Annotated in this window: 22 protein-coding genes and 2 pseudogenes; 17 read left to right on the top strand and 7 right to left on the bottom strand. The window is 36.2% G+C overall.

All coding sequences use genetic code 11. From position 1 onward, the window contains the following. Positions 1 to 17: 17 nt before the first annotated feature. Complete coding sequence (locus NST12_RS15405; RefSeq protein WP_003352379.1) at positions 18 to 158, bottom strand: ribbon-helix-helix protein, CopG family; 141 nt, start codon at positions 156 to 158, stop codon at positions 18 to 20. Between the two features lie 87 nt (positions 159 to 245). Here NST12_RS15405 and NST12_RS15400 point away from each other — a divergent pair, with 87 nt between their 5' ends. Further along, on the top strand, positions 246 to 1,358 hold the full coding sequence (locus tag NST12_RS15400) for an RNA-guided endonuclease InsQ/TnpB family protein (RefSeq protein WP_341030168.1): 1,113 nt from the start codon (positions 246 to 248) through the stop codon (positions 1,356 to 1,358). A 119-nt stretch (positions 1,359 to 1,477) separates the two neighbouring features. Beyond that, positions 1,478 to 1,702 (top strand): annotated as a pseudogene (locus NST12_RS15395) (carboxymuconolactone decarboxylase family protein); the annotation flags it as partial. A 114-nt stretch (positions 1,703 to 1,816) separates the two neighbouring features. Here the strand turns inward: NST12_RS15395 and murJ are convergent. Beyond that, positions 1,817 to 3,331, bottom strand: coding sequence for a murein biosynthesis integral membrane protein MurJ (gene murJ / locus NST12_RS15390; protein ID WP_341101932.1), 1,515 nt, complete (start codon positions 3,329 to 3,331; stop codon positions 1,817 to 1,819). Between the two features lie 195 nt (positions 3,332 to 3,526). After that, positions 3,527 to 4,636, bottom strand: a complete 1,110-nt coding sequence (gene csaB, locus NST12_RS15385) for a polysaccharide pyruvyl transferase CsaB (protein ID WP_341101930.1) — start codon at positions 4,634 to 4,636, stop codon at positions 3,527 to 3,529. 687 nt (positions 4,637 to 5,323) lie between these two features. Between csaB and NST12_RS15380 the strand changes: the two genes are divergently transcribed. The 5 genes from NST12_RS15380 (at position 5,324) to NST12_RS15360 (ending at position 11,845) form a co-directional block, all read left to right on the top strand. Continuing rightward, on the top strand, positions 5,324 to 8,896 hold the full coding sequence (locus tag NST12_RS15380; protein WP_341101927.1) for an S-layer homology domain-containing protein: 3,573 nt from the start codon (positions 5,324 to 5,326) through the stop codon (positions 8,894 to 8,896). A 488-nt stretch (positions 8,897 to 9,384) separates the two neighbouring features. Beyond that, the gene (locus NST12_RS15375) at positions 9,385 to 9,570 is read left to right on the top strand and encodes a hypothetical protein (protein WP_341101925.1); all 186 of its coding nucleotides are present in this window, start codon (positions 9,385 to 9,387) and stop codon (positions 9,568 to 9,570) included. Between the two features lie 355 nt (positions 9,571 to 9,925). Then, on the top strand, positions 9,926 to 10,162 hold the full coding sequence (locus tag NST12_RS15370) for a hypothetical protein (protein ID WP_341101922.1): 237 nt from the start codon (positions 9,926 to 9,928) through the stop codon (positions 10,160 to 10,162). A 358-nt stretch (positions 10,163 to 10,520) separates the two neighbouring features. Next, a complete protein-coding gene (locus NST12_RS15365; RefSeq protein ID WP_341101919.1) occupies positions 10,521 to 11,084 on the top strand; it encodes a Uma2 family endonuclease in 564 nt (187 codons plus the stop codon). Positions 11,085 to 11,599: 515 nt separating this feature from the next. Then, the gene (locus NST12_RS15360; RefSeq protein ID WP_341101917.1) at positions 11,600 to 11,845 is read left to right on the top strand and encodes a hypothetical protein; all 246 of its coding nucleotides are present in this window, start codon (positions 11,600 to 11,602) and stop codon (positions 11,843 to 11,845) included. Positions 11,846 to 12,445: 600 nt separating this feature from the next. Here the strand turns inward: NST12_RS15360 and NST12_RS15355 are convergent. From NST12_RS15355 to NST12_RS15345, 3 genes are all read right to left on the bottom strand, one after another. Then, entirely contained in the window at positions 12,446 to 12,865 is a 420-nt protein-coding gene (locus NST12_RS15355; protein ID WP_341101914.1) for a hypothetical protein, read from the bottom strand. Beyond that, positions 12,862 to 14,637 carry a YfjI family protein gene (locus NST12_RS15350; protein WP_341101912.1) on the bottom strand — a complete coding sequence of 592 codons (1,776 nt, stop codon included), beginning with the start codon at positions 14,635 to 14,637 and terminating at the stop codon, positions 12,862 to 12,864. The genes NST12_RS15355 and NST12_RS15350 overlap by 4 nt, the downstream gene beginning before the upstream one ends. A gap of 643 nt (positions 14,638 to 15,280) precedes the next feature. Beyond that, a complete protein-coding gene (locus NST12_RS15345; protein ID WP_341101907.1) occupies positions 15,281 to 16,501 on the bottom strand; it encodes a replication-relaxation family protein in 1,221 nt (406 codons plus the stop codon). 508 nt (positions 16,502 to 17,009) lie between these two features. Here NST12_RS15345 and NST12_RS15340 point away from each other — a divergent pair. Together NST12_RS15340 and NST12_RS15335 are read left to right on the top strand one after the other, a co-directional pair. Then, on the top strand, positions 17,010 to 17,522 hold the full coding sequence (locus NST12_RS15340) for a hypothetical protein (protein ID WP_341101904.1): 513 nt from the start codon (positions 17,010 to 17,012) through the stop codon (positions 17,520 to 17,522). 149 nt (positions 17,523 to 17,671) lie between these two features. Then, entirely contained in the window at positions 17,672 to 19,033 is a 1,362-nt protein-coding gene (locus NST12_RS15335; protein WP_003353499.1) for an IS4 family transposase, read from the top strand. Between the two features lie 348 nt (positions 19,034 to 19,381). On the opposite strand, the gene NST12_RS15330 is transcribed toward NST12_RS15335, so the two are convergent. Then, positions 19,382 to 19,774, bottom strand: coding sequence for a helix-turn-helix domain-containing protein (locus NST12_RS15330; RefSeq protein ID WP_341101901.1), 393 nt, complete (start codon positions 19,772 to 19,774; stop codon positions 19,382 to 19,384). 115 nt (positions 19,775 to 19,889) lie between these two features. Here NST12_RS15330 and NST12_RS15325 point away from each other — a divergent pair, with 115 nt between their 5' ends. The 8 genes and pseudogenes from NST12_RS15325 to NST12_RS17200 all read left to right on the top strand — a co-directional run. Next, a complete protein-coding gene (locus NST12_RS15325) occupies positions 19,890 to 20,102 on the top strand; it encodes a helix-turn-helix domain-containing protein (protein ID WP_341101898.1) in 213 nt (70 codons plus the stop codon). A 257-nt stretch (positions 20,103 to 20,359) separates the two neighbouring features. Continuing rightward, positions 20,360 to 21,220 (top strand): tyrosine-type recombinase/integrase, encoded by an 861-nt coding sequence (locus NST12_RS15320; RefSeq protein WP_341101895.1) that lies wholly within the window; start codon positions 20,360 to 20,362, stop codon positions 21,218 to 21,220. 12 nt (positions 21,221 to 21,232) lie between these two features. After that, the gene (locus NST12_RS15315) at positions 21,233 to 21,991 is read left to right on the top strand and encodes a hypothetical protein (protein ID WP_341101890.1); all 759 of its coding nucleotides are present in this window, start codon (positions 21,233 to 21,235) and stop codon (positions 21,989 to 21,991) included. A gap of 159 nt (positions 21,992 to 22,150) precedes the next feature. Beyond that, on the top strand, positions 22,151 to 23,056 hold the full coding sequence (locus NST12_RS15310; RefSeq protein ID WP_341101888.1) for a tyrosine-type recombinase/integrase: 906 nt from the start codon (positions 22,151 to 22,153) through the stop codon (positions 23,054 to 23,056). A gap of 81 nt (positions 23,057 to 23,137) precedes the next feature. After that, the gene (locus NST12_RS15305) at positions 23,138 to 23,404 is read left to right on the top strand and encodes a hypothetical protein (RefSeq protein ID WP_341101886.1); all 267 of its coding nucleotides are present in this window, start codon (positions 23,138 to 23,140) and stop codon (positions 23,402 to 23,404) included. 352 nt (positions 23,405 to 23,756) lie between these two features. Beyond that, positions 23,757 to 25,178: an LAGLIDADG family homing endonuclease gene (locus NST12_RS15300; RefSeq protein WP_341101884.1), complete on the top strand. Its 1,422-nt coding sequence runs from the start codon at positions 23,757 to 23,759 to the stop codon at positions 25,176 to 25,178. A gap of 101 nt (positions 25,179 to 25,279) precedes the next feature. Further along, entirely contained in the window at positions 25,280 to 26,029 is a 750-nt protein-coding gene (locus NST12_RS15295; RefSeq protein ID WP_328203410.1) for a uracil-DNA glycosylase, read from the top strand. 7 nt (positions 26,030 to 26,036) lie between these two features. Then, positions 26,037 to 26,135 (top strand): annotated as a pseudogene (locus NST12_RS17200) (UvrD-helicase domain-containing protein); the annotation flags it as partial. Positions 26,136 to 26,265: the final 130 nt, after the last annotated feature.

Genomic DNA, 26,265 nt, shown 5'->3' with positions numbered 1-26,265 from the left:
GTTGGCTTTAGCCAAAGTTATTTTTCCAATCCCTTTCTCAACAATTCTAAGATTGCGGCTGTTCTAGTTGGAATCCCATTTTCTTTTTGATATTGCTCCAATTTTTCTAATATCGTCTTAGGCATACGAATTTCTACACGTTCTTTCTCTTCTCTCATGATTATCACCTCATATTGATTGTACGGATTTTTTACGGTATAATCAATATATACGAAATTTTTCCGCACAAAGTGAGGTGAATTGATATGGCCAAGCAAAACAAAGCTTTCAAGTTTCGTTTGTTACCAAACAAAGAACAATCCGCATTATTAGCTAAGACATTTGGTTGTGTTCGCTTTGTCTACAATAAGATGTTAGCTGAACGCAAAGAAACGTATGAAAAGTTCAAGGATGATAAAGAATTGCTTAAAAAGCAAAAGTTTCCGACCCCTGCAAAATATAAAAGTGAATTTCCATTCCTAAAAGAAGTGGATTCTTTAGCTTTGGCAAATGCACAAATGAACTTACAGACTGCTTATAAGAATTTCTTTGAAGGAAATGCGGATTTTCCAAAGTTCAAAAATCGTAAAGCAAAACAATCCTATACAACTAATATGGTCAACGGAAATATTAAGCTAGAAAATGGTCATATCAAACTGCCAAAAATCAAAAAGCCAATAAAAATGAAACAGCATAGAGAGATACCTGCTGATTATAAAATCAAATCTTGCACTATTTCTAAAACAAAGACAGGCAAATACTACATTTCAATTTTGACAGAATATGAGAAAGATATTCGTCCAGTTAAAATACAGAAAGTTGTTGGTTTGGATTTTGCTATGGATGGTCTATATGTCGAGAGTGAACAGGGTAAGAAAGCCAATTACCCACGTTACTATCGGCAAGCCTTAGATAAATTAGCAAAAGCACAACGAATTCTTTCTCGAAGAAAGAAAGGTTCTGCAAGATGGGAAAAACAACACCTGAAAGTGGCTAAGCTACATGAAAAGACAGCGAATCAGCGCAGAAACTTTCTTCATCATAAGTCAAAAGAATTAGCAACAAACTATGACGCTGTGATTATTGAGGACTTAGACATGAAAGGCATGTCTCAAGCCCTCAACTTTGGAAAAAGCGTTCATGATAACGGCTGGGGGATGTTCACTACTTTCTTAGCGTATAAGCTAAAAGAACAGGGGAAACAACTTGTGAAAATTGATAAGTGGTTTCCCTCCACTAAGAAGTGTTCATGTTGCGGCAAGGAAAAAGAAATGCCATTATCTGAACGTGTATATAAATGTTCTTGCGGCTTTGTATTAGATTGCGATCACAATTCAGCAATCAATATCAAAAATGAGGGATTACGCTTATTAGCATAAAGAATAATAACTTTCGGAACGAGAGGGTTAGCTCGGTCAATTTTCTGTCATTAGACGGGATTACCCGAGAAGCCCCCACTTCAATCAAACCGTAAGGTTGATAAGTGGAGGGTAGTTCACAAGCGGGCAAACTGTCTGCCAAATTGAAAGAATTGATTGCTGTAGCGGTTGCTCATATTACGGAGTGCCCTTATTGCATCGATGTGCATTCCAAAAATGCTGAAAAAGCAGGCGCAACGAAAGAACAGCTTTCCGAAGCCATCCTTGTTGCGGCTGCTGTAGCGGCCGGCGGCGCTTATACTCATATCGCCAATATGATCGAAAGCTATGGTGCTGAAGAATAAAATCTTAAAAAGCAGAAAAAGGCTGTCCCCAAAGCCGATGAACGGATGGGGACAGCCTTCTTTCTTAGGGCGGAAGTTCTATGTGGCAAGCAGTTCGATGCTGATTTTCGCCAACTACGACCGCATTTTTCTTTTCACGATGCCCACGAGCTGGTGATAGCCTTCTCGGTAGAATACATACAGCCCGACTATGTAAAGAACGGCTCCAAGTATGCCAAGGATGGCCAGCTGCCAAAGCGAGTAGAGATGATCGATCGGTACATAGAGCTTGAACAAGTACAGCGGCACGATCATGACGACTGTTGGCAGCAATACTTTTCCGAACAGGACAAAGAGCCTCCGCTTTTCGCCGGGTTCAAAATCTTTGTACATGAAAGCGGCGGTAGCAACCAAGTAATAAACGGACACAATCGAATTGGTCAATGCTAAGCCCGGATAGCCGAATGGCTTGATAAACAGCCAGTTTAAAATCGCATTTAATGCGATAGTCGTCACGCTGATTCGGAATACGATCGCAGTTTTTCCCCGAGCGTACATTGACTTCGATACAATATATTGCAGACCTTGCGTCACGATGGTTGGCAAATAGTACACGAGCGCCAGATAGGTTTGATACGTGTCCGCGGCCGTAAATTTGCCGCGTTCAAAAATAAACGCAATCGTTTCCCGTCCTGCCACGATCAGCCATGCAGTGATGGGCATTAAAGTTAAAAGCGACAGCTGCATTCCTAAGAAAAACGTGTCTTGGAATTTTTTTTGATTATCCAGCTGTTCAGATAACAGCGTAAAAATAATCACCGCAATCGATGTCGCATAGACGGTTTGGGGGATGGAGGTAATGAGCGAAGCGTCGTTTAAATAGGTGACGGCTCCCTTAATGTCAGACGCAAACGCCTTATTGACGAACACGTTAATTTGCCCCACAACCGAGTTCAATAAAGAGGGGACGAGCAACACAAGAAAAGTCTTGCGAAATTCGCGTTCGACTTTCCAAACCGGCCTCCAGCGGTACCCTGTCCGAAACAAATAGGCCAGCTGAAGAATCGTTCCTAAAATCGTTCCGAAAATAAACCCGTAGGCAAGACTGTTAATTCCCCATTTTTCTGAAAACAAAAAGGCAAAGGCGACGCCCATGATCGTTTGCAGCAGTTTGGCGATTTGTGACGGAACGAACACCCTTCGGCCCTGCAAATAGGAATCCAATATTCCGCTCAGCGCAATAAAGCTCATAAACAGGAAGAAAAATTGGGTAACGGCAATCGCCGTTTCTTTCGTTTGCGGCTTCATGTCCCCGTAAATCCAAGGGACAAAGTCGGGAACGAAGAAATAGCCGGTCACGGTGACCACAAGGAAAATGAGCACCGTCCAGTTCATCACTCCGTTCGCGTTTCGTTCCGCCTGCTTTGGCTGTTCTTTCAGCTGCTGGACGTACATAGGAAGGAACACATTATTGAATCCGCCCGAAATCATGGCGAGCGCCAACGTAATAAACGAAAACGCAAGCAAATACCCGTCTGTATATTGGCTGACCCCAAACTGGTGGGCGATGATGCTCTCCCGGACAAAACCGGACAGCTTCACCACCACAGCCAAGATCGTCAGCCAAATGGCTGTTTTTTTCAATGACATGAATGACACCTCTTAAGTAAGGAAACGTGCAGAAGAGCTTGCATCTGCACGTTTCGGAGTGGACTGGTAAACTAAAACTTCAGTCAGTGGCGATTTTTCTCATCCACAATGATCGCTTGTTGGACCAACCGGACATCAGGAACGGTGATCCCGCAGGACTTTTTTCTGTCCTATACGGTCTTGAAAAAGAGACTGCTACTGGCCAAAACGTTCCTTCAGCAAATCGATATTTTTCATTGCTTCTCTGCGCATTTCTGCAGCATTCTCACGGATCATCTCTTTCAGTTCTTCCTGGCGCTGCAATACTTCCCGGGCATTATCCGCCAGTTTTTCCGGATCCAAGTTTTCAAGTGTGAAGGAATAGTCCCACATCCCGGAACGCTTCAGTAAACTTTCGACCTTTTTGTCATAGCTGATCCCGATATGGGGAACACCTGCCAAACAGGAAAAAATCAAGCAATGCAGACGCAGTCCGATCGTCATTTCGCAAGCTGAGATAAAATTCAAATACTGATTAGGGGTAAAGTCGGGTCCAAGCAGAAGGCTTTGATTACGATGTTTCATCTGCTGCCGGACTTTTTCAGAGGCCCGGACGTCATAATGCCCTTCCATCGGGACGAAGACAGGAGTGACGCCTTCGGATTCGATCAGGCTATCCAGCGCTTGGGCGATATGCCCGTAATAAGACGTATCTCCGAACCAAGGGCGGACACTGACCGCGACCAATCGCTCCCCGCCTTTTAACGGCAAGCTGTCCAAACAGGCGCTGTCCTCCTTTTGGTGAAAGGCAAAGACGATATCTGCCGTTACCACTGATTCCGGCCTATTAACACCGAGTTTGTGAAGAAGCTCCTTTGAAAATGGATCTCTTACTGTGATGAAATCGGCCATATTGGCAAAGACTTTCATGAGAATTTTTCCCCATGTCGTATTGACAGGACCAATGCCCTGGGAGAAAAACATGACTTTTGCTCCGCACAACTTGGCTAAAAACACGATCAATAAATAATAAGGAAGCGGTCCGAACAAAAATTTCGTCGGATATGTGTCCTGAAGGAGACCGCCGCCTCCGGAAATCAATAAATCCGCCTTCTTTAAAGCTTGTACTTTTTGTTTATTTTCACGGCGCCACCCGCGGTACACGGACCGGACATTGTGGCGTTTTGCCGTTTTCTCCGGGGAAAAGGAAAAAACGGTGATATCCACCTCGTCAATCTCGTTGCGCAAGTTATCGAGAATCGCTTCCAATATCGCTTCGTCCCCGGTATTGCCAAGGCCGTAAAAGCCGGAAATAACTACTTTCAATTGGTTTCCTCCTTCTCATTTCCTCCTTCATGCAAGGCTTGATTTTCTCGAACCTTTTTTGTTGTGGAGAATGAGACGTCCTGTCTATTATGCATCATCTGTAAAGAGGAATAAGTAGAAAAAAATAAAAGAGAGAATGACGAAAAACCGCCTTCTCCACCCTTCCCACACTGCCCTTCATTGTATCATTTGCCATAAACACATTCAATGGATACATAAGGACTAGTATAAAATGGAACGAAAATGAGGGAGTGAGATAGATAGAGAGATTGGTTCGTTTATAAAGAATACTTAGTAAGGGAACACACCAATAGTGCTATACATCTCCTCGGGTGACATCATTACCCAAAAAACTTTCTTTTTCAACCAAAAAAGACTATAATTTGGTAATGACATGACAATTCTATCTATCCAATAGTCTATACGATAGTGTTTAAGAGTGATATTAAGAACTATTTACAAATAAGTAAAAAATCACAAAAAAATCCTCAAGTTCATAAAAAACACTTGAAAAAAAGACTTGGTTTGATAGAATAAAAGAAGAGTTTAAATCTGCCAATTTGCCCATATTGTTCATTTTTATGGAACAATTGGCTTATGGAAGGTTTAGATGGATTTGGTAAAAACGATTGTGTTTTTTTCAGTCGTTTTCATATGTACTATTACAAAACGGGGAGGAAATAGTGAATGGCTTACCAACCAAAGTCTTATCGCAAATTTGTGGCTACGGCTGCAACAGCAACATTGGTAGCAACGGCTGTTACGCCGGCATTTGCTGCTGAAAATCTTCCATTTAACGATGTAAACAAAAATTATGAAAAAGCTGTCAGCGAATTGTACAGCAAAGGCATCGTTAAAGGAGTCAGCAAAACTGAATTCGGTACGTACAAATCTTTGAAACGCGGCGATGCAGCTGTCATCATCGCTAGAGCGTTAGAACTTGACACGAAAAATGCTCCGGATGCTGGTTTCAAAGATGTGAACAGCAAGATTAAAGGTGCTGTGAACGCACTTGTGGCTAAAGGAATCATCAGTGGGGTTTCTAAAGATAAATTCGATCCGAATTCTCCACTTACACGCGGTCAAATGGCAAAAATCTTAGTTAACGCTTATCCTACTTTGAAAGATGAAGCGAAAGAAACACCTTTCAAAGATTTAACAGCTGACTTCAAACCTTACATTGAAGCTCTTTACGGTGCTGGAATCACTGGTGGTACTTCCGATACTACATACGGAACAACTCAAAAGATCACTCGTGGTGACTTCGCAAAATTGCTTTATAAAGCAATGAACTATAAAAAATCGGTACCAGAAAGCATCAAATCTATTGATGACATTACCGTTGACGAAGGAACAAAATTAGAAGATGTTAAGCTTCCAGAAAAAGTAACGGTTGTTTACTCTGACAAATCCGAAAAAGAAGCATCCGTAAAATGGGATACTTCTAAAGTGGATACTTCTAAACCAGGTACTTACAAAGTTGAAGGAACAGTTGACGGTACTGATCTGAAAGCTTCTGTTAACGTTGTAGTTAAAGCAGTAGCTCCAAAAGTTGAAAGTGTAAGTGCGATTAACGTTAATAAAATTAAAGTAACTTTCAGCAAAGCTGTTGATGATAGTAAAGCGAAATTTGCTGTAACTCGCGGAACTGTTACTGAAGATGTAAAAGTAACTTGGAACGCTGACAAAACTGAAGCTACTTTAGAAAAAACTGCTGGAAACTTCACTCCTGCTGATTATACTGTGACAGTATCTGGAATCGATGGGCTTCAAAACGCTACTAATACTGTAAAAGTAGAAGCAGAAGAAGTAAAATCTATTTCTATTAACAATGAAGCACTTCAAAAATCTGATACTGCACCATTACAAATTGACTTTATTAATCAATATGGCGAAAAAGCAACAGTACCAGCTTCTGATGTGAAAATTGCTGCTTATGATAAGACAAAAGGTGTAACAATCAATCCTGTTGCTGGTAAATTCCAATTAGATGCAAGGGGTGCTGATCTTAAAGACGAGGTTCAAGTGACTGTAATTTACAATGGTGTTACAGCTACAAAAACATTAAACGTTGTGAACAAAGCAACTGTTGGAACTGTAACCCTTGGTAATGTAGTATTACCAAAAGATCAAACGATGTTAACTCCTAAAGATAGCACAAATGTGGAAGTAACATATACAGCTAAAAATACTTTAGGTGAAGATTATACTTTAACTCAAAATGATCTGGATTCTAAAGCTGTACAATTCATTTCAAGCGATGATTCAATCTTAAATCCAAATGATATCTCAGTTACTGATGAAGGTAAATTAAAGATCAGTAAATTTGGTAAAGCTGGTAATGTAACATTAACAGTATTAACACCGGCTACCGGCCAAACTTCTAAACTGGATATTACTGTAAATGAAGATAAAGGCGCTCCATATACTATTGCTTTGGATAAATCTTCTGCACAATTTGCAGCTGGTTCTGATGACACAATCTATGTACCATTTACTGTAAAAGACAAATATGGTAATAAAGTTGAACCGAAAGACTTAAATACTACAGACATCACATTATCTTCTGATAATAAAAAAGTAGTTGACGCTAGCGATTCTGCTAATCTGCATTTAGTTACAACTGCAGGCAATGATCATTATGGTCAACTAGCAATCAAACCGAGTGCATCTGCTAAAAAAGGTGACTCAGCTAACATCACGGTTACTTTAGCTAATGGTCAAAAAGCTACGTTAACAGTAACGGCTAGTGATGAAGCAGTTCCTACTGTAATTGATACTAAAAAGGATACTACTGTAGATACGAGTCTGCTTGTAGGTGCTACAGAAACATTATCATTTGATGTAAAAGACCAATATGGTACTACTTACGATAAACCTAAAGATGGTTACACTGTAGAATATACAACAAGTGATTCTGACGTACTTGCTATTACTTCTGATGAATCTACCAAAGACGCTGTTAATAATGCGAACGTTGACGTTCAAGCTAAAAAAGCAGGTACTGCTACTATTAAAGCTCAACTTAAAAAAGGTAGCACAGTTGTAGCAGAAAAATCATACACCATCAATGTGGTTGCTAATGATTCTACTAAAGTGTCGTATAGCATCCCAGCAATTGATCCGCTTTATAAAAGTGTAGAAATTACAGATCTTAGTACATCTACTGCTAAAAAAGCTGCTGTGGATAGTGGATATGCAGAAAAAGTTCAATTAAATGCAACTGATGCTAATGGTAATGTAACTAAGGTTCCAACTTCTGCGGTAGTAGGTAGTCCAAAAATCACATTGAAAAATGCTTCAGGAACAGATGTAGCTGATCATGTTGGTTTATTTGAATACAACGGTAGTTACTATCTATACACGACAACGGCATTCGACGATGATGATTTTACGAAAAAAGATGGAAGTACTACTGATTTGACTGGTAATATCAGCTTTACAATTAACGCTGATGATACTGTTAAAGTTGTGTCTCAAAACTTCACAGTATCTAAAGACGATGCAAAAGCACAATCCATTTCATTCAAAAATAAACCTGTAGGTACTTCGGATGCGTCAGACGTTTCTACTGCAACAATTGCCAACAAGAAAGCTTACACAGATAGCAATGGTTTAGATGGTGGTACACCTGCCTTCTATGTTTGGGTAAAAGACCAATTTGGCGGATATAAAGCTATAACTCAAGATGATGTTTCTTATAGCTTAGCCAATGTTGATGGTGTCACTGGTATTAACGACGATGAAGTAGCTCCTACTACATTAGCTGTTACTGATGTTAAAAATGATACAGTATTTACTAAAAATGATGCTAAATTCCGATTAATTGCTGAAAAAGATGGAGTAATTTCATATCTCACTATTACTGCTAATGATGCAGTTGCTCCAGCTGCAGCTTCGACTGGTGCTGTAACAGTATCCCAAGCTAATACTGGTACTTATGCTGATAATGATACAATTACACTTAAATTCAGTGAACCAGTTAAAGTTTCTAACTTAGTAGATACTGGAAATGTAATTAAAAACATCACAATAGCTGCTGGAAGTGCTACAAATACTCCGAATTTAGGTGCTTCTACAATTAATGCTGTAGACGCAAATGCTGATGGATATGCTACAACTTTCAAAATTACTTTGAAAGCTGGTACTTCTAATGCATTGAGTGTAGTTTCCGGCAATAAACTTGAAGTTGCAGCAGATAAAGCTGAAGATGCTAATGGTAATACTAACGCTGATGTAATCGATTTTGTATTACCGTAAATAAGGTAAGTGGTGCCTTTCACCGCTCTAAAAATATAGAAAAGCCCTGTAGAGAGATATCTACGGGCTTTTCTTTTTCTTCTTTTTTCTCATCTTAATGGTAAAAGATCCATCTTGTGCTGATACATACTCTCTAATGTAATGACTAACTATGTTTAGAGTATAATCACTCTCAAATCATAAATATAGTGGTTGAATATTCATAAATTTAAACAGAAACTGTCGGTACCTCCTGATGACTTCTACGATCTCTGTCATTATTTTCTTTTTGTATTGTTCTTGACTCAACTAAATTTTTAATTCATTTCATCACCAAAAAAAATTGCAAGCAGCATAATCATGTCAAGAGATACTCCCAACGATTTACGTTGCGACGTTCATTTTATTTTTGGTTATGCATAACTGAACAAATTGGATGTCCTTGGGATCTTTTTTCCTGTTTCTATTATACAATAAAGATAATCAAGAATTATGGAAGGAGCAAATCAATGATGAGGCGTATAAGCCGTGAATCTTTGCAAAAGTATATAAGTATGACTGGAGAAAGGGCAAGAATTGATGCAAAGATACACAATACCTACATCGTGTACAAAAATGAAAAAGGCATTGTTAAAGAGTATCCAAACGGGAAAATAGAAATAGTGAAAGAAGGTGATGGTGATAAAGAGAAATAAACTCCGGAATATCCGGGCAATTGATCCCCTTATTCATTGATTCACGTACTTGTCGCTTGAGCAACTTTTGAAGCAACAGCAATAACTTACGCATGGTAATCAATTAAGGTAAGAGTATTCTCTTCTTTTTTGTTACAGCAGGAGTTAAAACGTCGCAGGAAAGAATGTATAATGTTTAAAATCATCTAATTTCTTATCATTGAAAAGAGAAACACAAATAAAAGCGGCCTTTTGGTGTCAGGTGAACGCAGGTTAAAAATCATCGGGATAGGATGTGCAGCAAAAATGCGGTCATTCTGTTTCGATGTTTTTTTATTTTACACACATTAATCCATAGAAGGAGAGAGTTCTGAGCATGAAAAAGTTTTATCTCATTCGTTCAAAAAAAGAAATGGATGTAAAAGAGAAAATCGTGAAGGCTTTTTCGCTTGCTGAAGCGTGTGACATTGTAAAAGAACAATATATGGAGACATTGCTGGAAGGCGAATCATTTTACATTTTTCCCTTTGTTCGTCAGTTAGATTTTGATGATAACAAACGAGTTGTTTTGCCGGTGGAAGGTGAAATGGTAAGTATCGCTCGATTAGAGTAAATGGTTAATTAAAGTGAATTTTATATTGGTTCAAAAGCAAAGTTTCCCTCCTTTTGTATGTTTTGTGCAATTGGAAAATGCAGAGTTGTGCAGCGAGGAATGAAGAGTATTGCAACTTGACATGGAGCTCAGCGGGCATAACTATTAAGCCAAGAAGCCGGCAGTATCATGGGCTGGCTTTGCACAACATGGCTATCATGCCCGCCTGTTCATGTAAAGTTGGTCTAAGCCAAATTGTCTTCAAATTACAACCTGATTTAAAGAATTATGGAATAATGAAGAATTTCTTTTCTGTAAAAAAGACATATAATAAAAATTAAAGATGATGTGCGTTTTAATCACTGGAGGGGAATCGAGAATGAATTTTTCAAGAGAAAATCATTCAACCCTTGAAGAATTCTACAAGCTGAGAGAAAATACAGAGCAATTATTAGAGTATATAGATGGAGTCATATTTATGTCACCTTTTCCATCTACGAAACATCAAAGGATATCAGGAAGGTTACATGCACAATTATTCAATTTGTTAGAAGGTAAAGATTGTGAAGTATTTCATGCTCCTTTTGATGTAGAGTTGAAAAACGAAAATATGGTTGGTACAAAAATTGTAATACCGGATCTATCCGTCATTTGTGATAAAACCGGATTAAATGAAGTCAAATACGTTGGAGTTCCAACCATAATTATCGAAATTATCAGTCCATCTAATCAATCACATGACTTAGTTTTTAAATTGAATCTTTATATGCAATACGGTGTCAAGGAATACTGGATTGTAAATCCACTTCTGAACACGGTTCAGGTCTATGCGTTGGACGAAGAAGGTCAATATCGACAAGCGGATGTAGCAAAAGACGATGGAGTTGTGCACTCTACCGTATTGCCAAATTTCAAGGTGGATATAGAGAAGTTATTCTCTTGATTCGATGCTAAAAATCCTTTTCCTTTGGGTTTTTACATTATGATTTGTTGTATGACTCAGGAAATGTTCTTCCGGCTTTTTTATTCGCATATGATCTACAAATTGTAAATGATGAGGAATATAAGCCGTGAATCTTTGCAAAAGTATATAAGTATGACTGGAGAAAGGGGGAGAATTGATGCAAAGATACACAATACTTATATCGTGTACAAAAATGAAAAAGGTATTGTGAAAGAGTATCCAAATGGGAAAGTGGAAATAGAGGGAGACGGAGAGAATGAATAGAAAGTTCATTCTCTTCTTTTTTGTATACAGTGGAGTTAAAACGGCGTAGAAACGAAGGTATAATGTTTAAAATCATCTATTTTCTTATCAATGAAAAGAGAAACAAATAAAAGCGGCCTTTTGGGTCAGGTGAACTCAGGTAAAAATCATCGGGATAGGATGTTCGGCAATAAATCAGTCATTCTATTTTGATGTTTTTTTATTTATCAACAGAAAGTGGGGATTTAGGAATGGAAAACTATTGTGTTGTTCGATCAACAAAAGAAATGGACTATCAAGAAACAGTGGTGGAAGCTTTTTCTTTGGATGAAGCGAAGGAAATAGTTAGAGCGCAATATATTGAAAAGTTGTTGGAAGGGGAATCCTTTATTGTCTTTGCTATGTCCAACTATCTGGGGTTTGATGAACACAACCGGTTGATTTTTCCTTCAGGTGAAGTGTCGATTATGTTTGGGCGGCTATCGAAACAAAGATAAAATCAGCAAGATAGAAGAATTGCTCTATGGAGATAAATCTCTCCATAGAGTTTTTCTTTCTCCTCTTATTCTTTTATGCTTTGATTCGTTCCTTTATTACAATAGATGAAAATAGATAAGGGTGGAGGAACATGGAAAAGTCTGCATACACTTTTGGTAACGAAATATTGGAATGCGTTCTACTAGTTTTAAAAACTATCTTCTCCGGTTTCTAATGAACAATTTTGAGAGTTGGTTTCTTTAAGAACTAGGAAATTTTTTCTTGAAATGGGTGTGGAAAAAGAACCAGTCAATTCCTTTATAGAGAAAGTGAAGTAGCAAGTGGAACAAGATGAAAAGAGCGATAAAAGCGGACGATTGAAAGATACAGCCATTATAGTTGGTTACGTTTATAATGGTTGACAAGAAACCGGAGAATAGATACTCATTGTTCCTTTTATTAGTAACCGCACATCGTAACTAATATTAAGACAAAAAAACCGACAAATTTTATTGTCGGTTAATTGTAGATGTTAAATTACTTCAAATAAGATCATTTTTTAGTCTATCGTTCCGTACTTAAACTTTTACAAAGGATAATCCATTTTACATTGGCGTAGATTAATAGCTTCCTTTTCTTAAACTTGGATTTTTAGAGTAAAACCAATCTAAGAATGCTTTTGCCTTTTGGTAGGCCTCGGAAAATGAAATCCTTTCACGCAAACCCTTAATATTTATTGTTTTTCCGTCTTGATTAAATTGGCAGCGGTAAACATTAACGGTTTCGTCCTCATTACGCTCGATAAAGACATAACCATTAAGGCTATATTGATAGGCATACACCTCACCAAAATTGCCAACGAGCCAACCGCGGCTTTTAGTAAATTCGTTGTTTAGCAGCCGCTTTTTTAAGGCTTCTTTATTTGCTTTAAACTTTGGAAGTTCAAAATCTCTTTCCGAGCCTATATATAACTTGCTGTTATCGATCCAAATGTCAACATCATTAGTTTCTAGGTGATGAAGGAACTCTGTAATGGTCAAAGTTCCTGCACCACTTTATATTTTTTCTGTATTTCGGCATTATTAATAGGGAAATTAGGAGCCTTTAGGTCGTCTTGTTTCCCTTCTTTTACCCTTGTATTCCCAACTATTTTAAATATGTTAGGGCTATTAGGGTTTAAATTCGTTGATTGAAACAAAAAAGGGTTCACATGAATAAATTCTTTTCTACCCGACTTTCCGCCCCATACTCGTTGGATATAATAACGTGATTCTAAAACATCAAAGGCCCTACTTAATCGTTCAGCAATTTCGATTCTTTTTCTTGTTTTTTGCCAAATGGTTTGTCTACTGATGATTAATTCTTTTTCATTTAAAATCTTCTGTAAGATAAATTGAGCATCTACTAGTAATGGATTTTGCTTCATTATTCCAAAGGCTTTTTCTGCGTGAGAAATAAAATAATTCTTTAATTGAAAAGCATTGACCAATGTTTCTATATTGATGGTTGTTGGTATTTCTGCGATGCTAGTGGCTGTTTCTGCATGATGAGAAACATGCAGAAGTCCTGCAATTCGTACCAATTGTCCAACCAGTTTTCCGCCCCAAGATTTTAATCTATCATGCAAAACCCCGCCTTCTCGGAACTCCATTTCAACTTCAGATTGAAATTTGACTAATTCCATTTTGGCCGCTTCATCAAAGCGTAATATAATTGGATCTTTCGTCTTGAAATTTAATAACTTCTTTATTAAAGCAGTGTATTGATTTCGTATCTCTTGCGGAATGGGTGGTGAATTTGGATCACGATAACCAACGTAATCATTCGGAACAGCAAATAAGAAACGTGGGATAAATCCACGATCATGCAGAGATTCTGGCATACTTTGTAAGACACTGGGTTGTGCCGATATACAAATTGTTAACAATGGCTTATTCAATCTTTCTGTTCCACGTCCAACTCGGTCTACCCTGAGTGGATCACCACTGTATCCTTTCAGAAAAACATCTAGCTTTACTTTATCTGTACCCTTTCCTTTTAGTTTTTCCAACAAGTCTCCTTCTGCTGACATAATAGAGATTTTCTCGTTGTTTTCTTTTAGTCTAGTTACTACTATTTCTGGGGTTACATCATCAAGTAATAAAGATGGTAAATACAATTCAGGTAGCTGTTCTAATTCATCGACAACATCTTTTATTTCTTCTTTGATTGCGGGATCCTTCGTTTTTGCGAAGTCATTTTGAAGTTTTTCAATTCGCTTTTCTAAAGCGGTTCGTTCAACTTTTCTTTTTTTTACTTTAGATTTCATTTCTTCAATCAGTTCATTTTCAAACGAATAAATTGGCTCTGTCATACTAAGATAAACAGGAGTTTTCCGATTTGATGACTCCATCAATGGCATCGTGTAAGTGTTGAGGCTCTCCTTCCAGCCGGCCTTTGGTTCTATCACAAACTTTTCACTTAAAACAGTAGATAACACTCCTATTGCCACCATTGCTGCTAAATCAGGAGGCGTTTGAGTGAATTCTGCAACTGCATTGATCATATTTCGAATTATTGGAGTGTGGACCTCAATTGGAAATGCAGGAGTGTTATATTCATCAATGATTACTGGATCCTCCCACTCTACTTCCTTATAGGCATAGTTGTCAGAACTAATTCTTTTATGCTCTTCATTGACCTCTATCATTACATCGTTAAACAATTTACTTTCTTCTACACTCGATAATTTTCGGTCCTTTCGAACTTCTTCTTTGTCCTTATTAGATAATTTAAGAGGCATATCGGTTAAATTGCTTTCGTTTGTACGCATTTGCGCATTCAATCCTTTCTCTTTTTAGATTTTTGTTCTGTTTTAAGCTTAAATAAGATAACAGCAATCGTTAGCCATTCGAATACTTTGGAATAACTTTTTTTGAAAAAATATTAACTTTTTTTCAAATTGGCGAAGAAAGATTGAAAAAACAGTAAAGTTGGCCCTAAATTCCCTAAAATATTGGAATTACTTGTTGCTCAAGATGTTCCTCTAGGGAAAGGCGATTCCTTGATAGACCCTAAAGCCCCTAAAAGGAAAGGTATAAAGCATTTTATGGATAAACTTTCATATCTCAATTTTTAATCGAATATTTTGGATAAAATCATTATCAAGTGGTTGAAGTGTTCGGAGGGGAAGAAGGCTATCAAGAATGCTTGGATAGGGATCGAATGAAGACGAAATATTGTAAAGTGAAAAGAAACCATTGCTGCGAATTCCGTAATTCAAAATGAAAGAGTTAAAGGAAATTATAGAAGGGTTTCTCAAGGAACGTCAGTTGAATATTGATTATTTGTAAAGCCGGTAAAACATGGGTTTACTCGTTTTTATATTTTGAAAAAACATCGTGGTTGTTCAGGTATTTATTTGTTTATCGAAATAGCCTTAAAAAGAAAAAAGAACATCGGGGTAAACCGATGTTCTAAAGAGATAACCATGTTAATTTATCATGAAGCAACTCAATAGCAGTTTGCTGCTTCTCTGGCCATTTATCTTCTGGAAAGCGGAGTGGTAAACAAGGTAAATGGCTCTTATAGAATAAAATAGACTGCTCAAAACCCAATGGACTTAACGTAGAAATATTTTCCGTTTTAATAATAGCTTTGATGTTCTGGAAAAGGTAAATAAAGTAGCTATAGGCACCAGATTCGTATTCATTTACAACTCGTGAGAATACTAGCTGTTGCCTATTGCCATTCGTTACTATAGCATACAAAAGTGAACGATCTATGCCACTTAGCTTAATTCGGTAAGAATGATTTCCTTGACTAGCCAGATAATCTTTCAAACTCTTTGCTGCAATCTGGTTATATTTAAGTCGCTTTATCTCAAATAAAACGGTTTCTTCCAACTTGTTAAGAGGAGAAAGAACTAAGTTCACCCTTACAGCAAGTTTGTCCATTGCATTCATATAGGCGGTTAAAATTGTTGTCCATCTTCTTTTCAATCCATAAATTTGTCTTTTCGCATCGGTGATAAATAAGATTCCTGCTGGAAACTTGTTAATGTCTATTTGCGATAAATAATTCCTATAGTTGATGAATTTTTCATATAGTTGTTGATAACTTTCCGTTCCTTTGTCGATTTCTATGAAGTAGTTTCGGCCATCTGAAAGATGTAGTTCACTGTCAGGTCTTAACTTTCCTTGTATTTCCTTATATTTATATTCCCTTGTAGCATACATTGATAAACGGTAATCAATCTGCTCTTCTGAATAGAGGAATTCAAGTTTGATCAATGAATCGATTAGTAATAAATGATGCGAGATTTGTTCTAGCGGTGGTTTATAGATGCTGTATTCAAGATCTGCGTGGGTATGAAATCCTTCTATTTCATCAGCAAACTTGAACCCTTCTCCTACCTGACCTATTTCTATATTCAATACATCTTTTGCTAGTTGAAAACCCTTCGGTGTTAAGTAATAGATTGACCCCAAGCTAATCTCATCTTCTAGTTTTTTGGACGTGATGATTTTTTGTTTTTTAAGCCGTTTTAAATAATTGTGAATCATAGATTTTTGTGAATTTTTAGGTTCCCAGCTGTTATGCACTATCTGTGTTAATTGTAAGGCTGTCATTCCTCGAAAGCGATATAACGTTGTCAAGATGTCTTGATCACGACCTGATAACTTAATTTTACTCATACTGTGAAAATCCTCCTTTTAGTTGATATCAAGCTGTGGGAAAAAGAACTAAGTCACGGTTGTCCCGATGATTACCCAAGCCAACTTTATTCATTGTCATTTCGCTCCCAGTAAGGGATTGAAAGGCAATGAACTATCGTGACTGTGCTGGTGAATAATAATGAACCGTTCACAAGGTTATTAATAAGGTGATTCATTTAGTGACTGGGCTTCAGGAAACAAAAAACACTCTTCGGACAAGAAGAGCGTTCGCTTAGAGTGATCTATTTTTCATAAATCATCGTACCTTTATTTTCCGTACATTCGAATACTTAATAGAATGTTTATTAAAGTTTATTGCAGTAAAGTTTCACAACATGGTATTGTTTCATGAAATGACAAATGTATACGCTAATTTATTTTAGCCTCCTAAAAAATTTTTTTAGCAAAACCTTAAAAAGAAAAAAATACGAAGGTATACTCTTTAAGAATTTCAGCAAACCCTAGAAAATTATATTAGGAGGACAACATGAAAGTAAAAGAATTAATTCAAATGGTGAACGAAGAAGGAATGGATATTTATCAATTAAGCGAAGAGAAGGGTTTTTCAAAAGGAACATTGCGCCAGCGAATGATTAAGGAAGGTTATAGGCAAGATAAAGCAACAGGCAAGTGGATATATGAAGGTGATGAAGAACTGGAGCCGCTTGAAAAGGTCATCACGTACCCGTCAAAAAGAAAGCGTTCTGTATTAGAACAAACAAATCAATCAAATGTTAGTGGGAAAGTTGATCTCTTAACGGCTTTAATTCAGCTACCGCTTGACTATGAAACTGTGACTGGATCTTTCAAAACGGATAAAGCTCTTTTAGAACGGATGAAGAAATTCATTAAACAAGTTTCATTGCCTGCCGGCAAGGTTTATTCTCTGGCAATTCTTGAGTTTCTTGAAAAGTATGAGCCAGTGATAGATAACTTGAGACAACAAAAAAATAATTTTGAATTTATTAAAAACTCAACTTTCGCAGTGAAAAATTTATGAATAATCCTTGATTTGATAGGTTTCTTTGGGTATCTCATATTCACTTGACACTGAAAAAATTCGTCTAAAAAACAAAAAGACACCTCTTTCTTTTGGTAAACTATTGGTGACCAAACCAAAAAAACCAAAGAAAGAAAGGTGTCACCATTATGATAACGAAAAAAGAGTATTTTGCGCAATTACCAAAAGAAATAAAAGACGGATTTTCTGAATTACAAATTGGTAATCATTTAAGAAAAGCAGGAATTATCAAGGCTTGTGGTTATTCTTGTTTATCGATTTTTCAACTATTATTTCTTCTTGTTTTTCAATACAGAAACTGGTACCACGCCTTACAAAGCAAAAAGGCTGCCGATTTACCAGGAAAAGATACCATTTATCGTTTTTTGAACTCGTCTACGTATAACTGGAGAACCTTTTTACTATCTCTGAGCTCCGAAGTGATTCGTCGTGTGAAACAAACGATTTCGAAGCGCCGTGTTACCGTGTTTATTGTAGACGATTCGATTTATTCTCGTAACCGTAGTAAATCGGTTGAGCTTCTAGCTAAAGTATTCGATCATTCCACTCGTCAGTTTGTCAATGGTTTTCAACTATTAACGCTCGGATGGTCCGATGGCTTTACATTTGTACCTATCGATTTCGCTCTTTTGAGTTCAGCGAACCAAAAGAATCGCTTGAACGAAATCCATTCGTCCATTGATAAACGAACCACAGGCTACAAACGACGGCTCGAGGCATTGGAAGCAAAACCAAACATGGTGTTGAAATTAGTAGAACATGCATTGGATAAAGGAATTTTCGCTGATTATGTGCTCATGGATACATGGTTTACTCATGCCCCGTTGGTGGAGAAGATTCACTCCAAAGGCCTTTTTGTCATTGGTATGGTCAAACAGCTGAAACAACGGTATCTTTTCAACGGAGAACGTTTAACCTTGGAACAACTGTATCGAAAAGCGAAACGAGACATTGGCAAAAAAGAAACACTCGGCTCGATTCACGCAACCCTTCATACGGGTTTACCAGTGAAAATCGTGTTTGTGCGGAATCGAAACAACCAAAGTGAATGGCTAGCCATTTTGAGTACAGATACCACGCTGTCTAATGAAGAAATCGTTCGAATCTATGGGATGCGTTGGGACATTGAAACCTTTTTTAAATTCAGTAAATCGTTTTTACATTTAGCCAAAGAGTTTCAAGGTCGTTCCTATGACATGATGATTAGCCATACTACCATTGTCTTCACTCGGTATATCTTGATTGCTTGGCAACTTCGGAAAGAAGAGGATCCGAAGACCATGGGCAACTTATTCTTGTTTCTATGTGACGAAGTAAAGGAGATGGACTTTAAAACGGCTTTACTACAATTGATTTCTCTTTTCCAAACTTTGGCTGAAGCTAAGGTTTATTTGAGTATGGACATTTTTCAGTGTCAACTGTCCAATTGGATTACTTCTTTACCTCGTTATATCAAGGACTGTCTCCATATTTCTGTGTGCGAAAGTTGAGTTAAAAATATAAAACTCTAATTTTCTGAAAGAATGTATTCATAATATGATATTTAACATTAAGTTTATATATTTTCACTAAAAGTTAATTTCAGTGAAGGATGATGACAGTTGAAGCCTTGTAAACTTAGCAAGTTCAAATTAATTTAAATAAAGTTAAAAAAAGATAAAAAAGTTCTCAAAAAAGCTTAAAAAGAAAAAAATCGCTGATAAAATGAATCATGTCAAAGAGATCAACCAACTAAATAACGACTACTTCTCATAAAAAGGGAAAACCCCAAGAGAAGAAAGTTTGTAGAAGATACAGTGTGTAAATCCGCTGATTAGTGTGTTACAGACACACATCTATTAACTTTCCTTTTGGTGGTTTTCCCTTTTATTTTCTTGAGTAGAAGAAATGAATTCCTCAAGAAGATCCATCAACAACTGTTTCTGCTTGAGAGTTAGCTTAATTCCCTTATAATAGATGGTTTGATTCTCTCTAAAGACACTAAATAAATCGTGGGAAGGAGGCGAGGCTTTTTTCATATAACCTGCTTTTTCCATTAAATGCTCATAAGCAACATCCAAATGAGCATGAAACTGCTTTAACAGTTCTGGAGAGGGAATTCCCTTTTTACCAGTTTCAATTTGAGAAACGTAGGCGTTACTGATATCCAACAATTCAGCTAGTTGGTCTATCGTCAGTCCTTTCCTTTTTCTCAGTGAACGTAAATAAAGTCCAAATTCCTTTGCATCCAAAAAAAATCACCAACCAATGCTACACTTTCGTTTGCAGTGGCAAAGAAAGGAAGATATAATAATAACAAAAAGTTAATTTTTTATAACTAATAGTTAAATAAAAGGAGACCGTAGTATGAAAATTGTCTTTAAAGATGTAGAACAATTTCGCATAACATTAATTCAAAATGGTTATTCTCAACGGCAATTTTCGAAAAAGATTGGGGTGAGTGAAGCGTACTTGCATCAAATCATCCATCAAAAGAAAAATCCAAGCCCTGCGATTGCTAAGAGAATAACGGGCCAACTTGGACTAGATTTTCAAGATATCTTCATCGTACAACCGTAAAGAAAAGATGTTGTCGATGAAGATATTTTAAAGACCAATTATAACCCGTACTGGACCGTAGTTGTCTATCTATTAAGTAATCATAGCAGACTACAGAAGTATTTAACAGATGAATATAACAATATTCGAGAAGGATGACTTCGTTTATATTCTAACCATGCCGAGCTGGACTTAAACGAAATAGATTTCTTAGACAAAAATAAATAAGCACCTCGTCATAGAGGCTATGACTAGGGAGTTTAAGGGAGGCGAACTACATGTTATTTAGTGAAGCACAAGAAGCATTTAAAAAACATTTGATTTATCGTGAAATGAGTGGAGAAACAGTCAAAGGTTATATGAAAGATCTACGATGTTTTAATCGATATATGACAGATGTGTACAACGGAGCCATTTATGTTGAAGACATTACTACAGATGATATTGAAGAATATATGCATTATTTGCTTGACGAACGGGAACTCGCCCCTCGTAGTCGAAATCGCTATTTATTTAGCTTACGTTCGTTTCTAAACTATGCAGTGAAAAAGCAATGGGTCGAACATAATGTTGCCTCAGAAGTGGATCCAGTAAAAGTAATGGAAGAGAAAAAGGTGGCATTAACTGAAGAGGAAATAGATGAATTGCTGGCGACTATTAAGCATAAAATCGTAAAGTTTTCAGTCGCTTTCCTATATTATACGGGAATGCGAGTGAATGAAGCACACAACATAACTTTTGAAGACATTGATAATGAACGAAATCGATTATTAGTGAACGGAAAAGGGAAAAAACAACGTTACATTCCAATCGCTAAATCTCTCAAACCACATTTGGAAAATTATTTGACAAATATTCGCGGACCAATAGATTCACCGTATCTCTTAGCGACAAAGAAAACAGGAAGGCTTTCTGCAGGATATATTAATTATGAACTTCATAGAGCTACTAAAGAGCTTGGATGGGACAAGAATGTTACCTGTCATGCATTAAGAAGAAGTTTTGCTACCAATCTATTACGTAAACGTGTAGATGTTTTTAAGATTTCTAAATTATTAGGACATTCATCCATTAAAACAACTACAGTTTATTTGCAATTAAATGAAAATGAGCTACAAACAGACATTGATAAGCTTTAAGGAGGTATAATCGTGAGTATATCAGCAAAAAGTATGCCAATTTATGATGATAAAGTGAATTTAATCATTAGAAGCTTAGGAGATGGAATTTCAAGAGAGGAATTGGCTGCGCAGTTAAAATATCGTGATTATAAAGGTTTGGATATGTACATGCGTCGTAGAAATTTTACATGGGATTCTGATGCACAAAACTATAAACCGGTTGCAACACGTATTAATAAAAAGAAGACTATCCAAGAGGATACTCATAAGGGGAAAGTATCTCGAATCATGCAAGCGTTTAAAGGTGGAATGGATCCGAAAGCGGTAGCTAAGGAATATGGGTTTGCTAGTCATAGAGAATTAGCAGATTATATGACTAAAAAGGGCTATGAGTGGAACGGTGAAGAAGGAAATTATGTTCGTAAAACAGGAATTGAGAGCGTTGAGGAACTACAGAGTAAAGCATCTTTAACTTCAAAGGAACAAAAAGAGAATCAGGACAAAACATCCACAGATAAAGATGATGAATTATTTCATTTAGTGAAAACTCTTTATGAAAAGTTGAATATTACTTCAGATCCAATTGTTGATAGGGTTCCCCGATATCTAGTTTCGGGAATTGCCAAAACAAAATCAGTGCAGTTGAGTCATTTACTACATCAGTTGGTAGAAGATTTTAGTTATGAAAAGAACATTACACAGCGTCAAATTTTTGAGACAGCTATTATTGATTTCTTAAGAAAATACGGATACAAACATGAAGTTGACACTCTGCTTCGGAATAATTAAACCAAGAGGGATCTACCCTTCTTGGTTATACATATTTATTGTTCGTAGAATTGTGATTCTCTGATAAATCTAATTAAAATAGCTCTAATATTGTTCGTAGAACCTTTGAAAAGCAAAATAGAGATTGTTCGTATAATTTTTTTGATTAGGAGGACTGCAATGAAGGATTGTATTGAACATTTTGTCCGTTATCTATACGAAGAAGCAAAAGATCCAAAAACAATTACATCTTATCGAACAACTGCAAACCACTTTTTAAAATGGAAAGAGCAACGAGATGGAGTTTCTTATATAGAAGAAACTCGTCCGATTGATATTAAGGAATACATAAGTTACTTAAAGCATCAGTGTAAACGGAAGCCGGCAACCATAAATAAATATATAGCAGGATTAAAAGTCTTCTTTGCCTATTTAATAACAGAGGGAGTGATTAAAGACAACCCTATGACCCGTATTAAGATTGAAAAACTTGAATATGCCGGCAGTCCGAATCAAACAAAATGGTTAACAAAAGAAGAACAAGATCGCTTCATTAGTTATGTCGATTTAGAAAGAAACGAATTCCAGCGGCTTCGCAATCTTGCCATCATCGATTTGATGTTATATACAGGGCTGCGGGTTAATGAAGTGACATCTTTAGAAATAATGGATGTTCAAACAAAGGAAAGAGATATTAAAGTAATTGTACGTGAAGGAAAAGGCAATAAATATGCTACTGTTTTGCTTGTACAGAAACATGCGCGTAATTTACGAAAATGGCTTAAATACAGGAAACACCTTGTAAAACCAATTCATCTAGAATCTTCCCGATTATTTGTCTCCGAACGATCTCCATTTTTGTCTGAGCGGGGAATCCAAAAGATGCTAACCAAATACGCTCGGCTAGCAAACATGGAAAACATAACTCCCCACCGCTTCCGCCACAGCTTTTGTAAGAATTTAGCCAATGCTGGAACACCGATTGAGATTATTAGACGCTTAGCACGACATGAAAGTATCCAGACGACAGCTATTTATGTGGATTCTTCACAAGAAGAACAATTAGAGGCATTAAGAAGGTTGTGATATTTTTTTCACTAAGATCATTGATCATTGCCTATAATCTATTAGGATTCTTGAGCAATTAATAAAGGACATAAACAAACTGTGTTATTAGAAATATTGCGAAGAGCAAAGCAAGGTCCTTTATTTAAACCAGATGGTGTAGCAGAGTCATTGCATGGTGATTTACATGGTTTTGCAAAAATTAAGTCAAAATCACTCAATATACGAATCATTTATCGTCCTATGGATGGACAGCCAATTCGAATGGAAGTGATTGCAATCGGACCAAGGGATAAACAGAAAGTATATCGAATGGCGGCAGAGCGCTTGCAAAAATTTTTTGATCAAATGAAATTACTTAAAGATTGAGAATAAATATTAATTGAGCCTAAGCTTAACTAAAGTGGTTAGGTTTTATTGATTTGATTGATGATATTCTAAGCATATTTGATCATGTTAATGATCTTTACATACGTTGGTTTTGGCATTACTAACAACAATAATGATATTGAAACTTTAGAGAAATATTAATTAAATTAAAAGGTCCCTTTTAGGATCTTTTTTATTTGTCATTTTGTGCATTATTTTTTTGATTGAATATTACTCACTTCTCTTTTAAGTGAAATTGTAAACTCATGTCCATTTAATAATTTAAAACTATGAATAAAATCACATATTTTTACCAATTAATAACTATAAAAAGTTATTTTAGGTGATTAATGTGATTAAATGGACAAATGAAAAGGTCGAAAACATGCTGTTAAGTTTAAATAAAGGTTATCGGCTTCTAGAAATTATAAGGGAAAAAAAGGCTACATTTTTATTTATCAGTTGTCCGCAAGAAAATCATTCACCACAAAAAATGAACACAAGGTCTTTTTCTAAAAGAATAGATGAAAAGATTGAACTTTGCGATCAATGTGCTGGTAGAAAACATCATCATTTTGATGAAGTAATGTCAAAGGAAAAATTATTTCATTTATATGTTGAAAAAGATATGAGTTCTACAGAGATTGCATTAAAGCTGGGAGAGGGGGTTACAAGACAACATATTAATTATCTTCTACGCAAGTATGATATTCCTAGAAAACAACAGCACTTTAATCGTCCTAAGCCGTTACAGCATAGATTACCAAGAGAAAAATTATATCTCCACTATGTAACTGAGGGTAAAAGTCAGATAGAAATAGCTAAGATATACAACGAAAATCCTGCAAGTATTAAATATTTGATGCAAATTTATCGTATACCAGCAAGAAATAGAAAAGAGGCTAATAAGCTTAGATCTTTAAAATATGCCAAAGTCAATACAGGCTTTTTTGAAAAATTTTCTTACGAATTTTTTTATGTATTGGGTGTATTTCTTTCTGATGGATGGAGATCTGGTAATTTAATTGGAATTCAAATGACTGATAATGATGTTATTGAGTATATTGCAAAAGTCATTGGCTATACTGGGGAAATCCGTACTAGAAAGCCAAGATATGGCGGAAAAGTAAATGGCAAACAGATTTATGGAAGGAAAATAATATATGAAATCCAATTTCGAAACTTTAAAGTAGCGCAAATACTTAATGATTGGGGGTTAGTTGAAAGAAAATCAAAAAAATTATTATTTCCAAAAATACCAAAAAAATTTGTGGGGGCTTTTTTAAGGGGCTTTTTAGATGGAGATGGATCAGTCATTATAGAACAGCAAAAAAATAGTAAAGGGACGTATAAAACTAAGCAATTTAGATTGGTTTTTTACACTTCCTCAAAACAATTTAGGGATTCCCTATGTGAATTATTAAAGAAAGAGTACACAATCACTGGAGGGAGCGGATTTGAGAAAGAATCCAGTAAGTACTACCTTTCAATAGGTAATAAGCAAAGTGTATATACTTTATGTAGACTATTATATGAAGACATTAATGTATTCGGTATGGAAAGAAAAAAGAAAAAAATAAAATACATATTAGATTATCAAAAAAGCGATAAAATACCCGAATATAAAAGGCTTTCAATAGAAGAAGTTAAAATAATCAAACAACTTTTAAATCAAGGAATACCTATTGTTAAAATTGTTAAAAAAATTGGCTGCTCAACATCAGCCATTTACTCAATTAAGATTGGAAGAACACATAAGGATATTACTATCTAAAAAAGTTTCGTTTTTGCAGAGTTATGAATGGTCATTTATGATGAAATAAAAGAATACGTTAAATGACAGTCAAAAATTTTGACAAGAAAGGATAAAGAATCATGAGGACATCTAAATTCATAAACTCTATTAACATTGACGAATCATGGAAACCTTTTTTAAACAGACAAGAAGTGATAGAGGAATTATTTAAAATTGAACAACGAATTGGTAGCAACTACACCCCACCCGCTCCATTAGTCTTACGATTCGCTACCACGGATTTAAAGACGATTAAGGTTATAATGATAGGCAAGGACCCTTATCCGGAAAAAGGAATTGCCACCGGGAGAAGCTTTGAAGTTAATGGGGTTAAAGATTGGAACGATAAACAAGTTTCTCGTTGTTCCCTTCGTAACATTATTAAACTCCTTCACAAAACATATCTAGGTTATGAGAAAGCGAAAGGAATTAAAGAAATAAGAAAGGATATTCAATCGGGGAAATTTCCTATCCCTTCACCAGATCAAGTATTTTCGTATTGGGAAAGACAAGGAGTTCTCTTTTTAAATACGGCTTTTACATGTGAAATAGGGAAAATCGGAAGTCATCTTAATGATTGGAAATGTTTTTTTAGAATGCTGCTAACTTACATTGTTTCAACAAATAAAAATATCCGCTTTTTTTTATGGGGTAAAGAGTCCAGGAAGTATTCTCCATTTCTAACTAAATTAGGAGTAAGTCCAGAATATCTTTATGAAAGTACACATCCTTGTAACAATAGGGATGATGGAGATTATCAGAAAGGAACCAATTTCTTGAATAATCCATGCTTCAAAGATACCCTTCATGACATTAACTGGACATTATGATGATATTCGCATTGCCTATCTTGTGTCTGAGAAGAAAGTACAGCCCCATAACATATTGGGGATTACGTTTACCAATAAAGCGGCCAATGAGATGAAAGAGCGTGTATTCTTGTTTTCTTCCGGAAAACCTTCTATTAAAGTCTTGTGCAATCACAAATGAGGTATGTCAAAGATGCGTCAGGAATCTATAAACAGAATGGAACGGTGTCCTGTTTAAAAAGTCATGCTTTAAAGTA

The organism is Bacillus sp. FSL W8-1127, assembly GCF_038006725.1.
Classification (GTDB): domain Bacteria; phylum Bacillota; class Bacilli; order Bacillales; family DSM-4216; genus Bacillus_O; species Bacillus_O smithii.
This window is presented reverse-complemented; position numbering and strand designations above follow the sequence as displayed.

Bases quoted from the DNA above. Each gene is read 5' to 3' on its own strand.
- NST12_RS15405 (WP_003352379.1), bottom strand. From the start codon at position 158: ATGAGAGAAGAGAAAGAACGTGTAGAAATTCGTATGCCTAAGACGATA.
- NST12_RS15400 (WP_341030168.1), top strand. From the start codon at position 246: ATGGCCAAGCAAAACAAAGCTTTCAAGTTTCGTTTGTTACCAAACAAA.
- murJ (WP_341101932.1), bottom strand. From the start codon at position 3,331: ATGTCATTGAAAAAAACAGCCATTTGGCTGACGATCTTGGCTGTGGTG.
- NST12_RS15380 (WP_341101927.1), top strand. From the start codon at position 5,324: ATGGCTTACCAACCAAAGTCTTATCGCAAATTTGTGGCTACGGCTGCA.
- NST12_RS15375 (WP_341101925.1), top strand. From the start codon at position 9,385: ATGATGAGGCGTATAAGCCGTGAATCTTTGCAAAAGTATATAAGTATG.
- NST12_RS15370 (WP_341101922.1), top strand. From the start codon at position 9,926: ATGAAAAAGTTTTATCTCATTCGTTCAAAAAAAGAAATGGATGTAAAA.
- NST12_RS15365 (WP_341101919.1), top strand. From the start codon at position 10,521: ATGAATTTTTCAAGAGAAAATCATTCAACCCTTGAAGAATTCTACAAG.
- NST12_RS15360 (WP_341101917.1), top strand. From the start codon at position 11,600: ATGGAAAACTATTGTGTTGTTCGATCAACAAAAGAAATGGACTATCAA.
- NST12_RS15350 (WP_341101912.1), bottom strand. From the start codon at position 14,637: ATGCGTACAAACGAAAGCAATTTAACCGATATGCCTCTTAAATTATCT.
- NST12_RS15345 (WP_341101907.1), bottom strand. From the start codon at position 16,501: ATGAGTAAAATTAAGTTATCAGGTCGTGATCAAGACATCTTGACAACG.
- NST12_RS15340 (WP_341101904.1), top strand. From the start codon at position 17,010: ATGAAAGTAAAAGAATTAATTCAAATGGTGAACGAAGAAGGAATGGAT.
- NST12_RS15335 (WP_003353499.1), top strand. From the start codon at position 17,672: ATGATAACGAAAAAAGAGTATTTTGCGCAATTACCAAAAGAAATAAAA.
- NST12_RS15325 (WP_341101898.1), top strand. From the start codon at position 19,890: ATGAAAATTGTCTTTAAAGATGTAGAACAATTTCGCATAACATTAATT.
- NST12_RS15320 (WP_341101895.1), top strand. From the start codon at position 20,360: ATGTTATTTAGTGAAGCACAAGAAGCATTTAAAAAACATTTGATTTAT.
- NST12_RS15310 (WP_341101888.1), top strand. From the start codon at position 22,151: ATGAAGGATTGTATTGAACATTTTGTCCGTTATCTATACGAAGAAGCA.
- NST12_RS15295 (WP_328203410.1), top strand. From the start codon at position 25,280: ATGAGGACATCTAAATTCATAAACTCTATTAACATTGACGAATCATGG.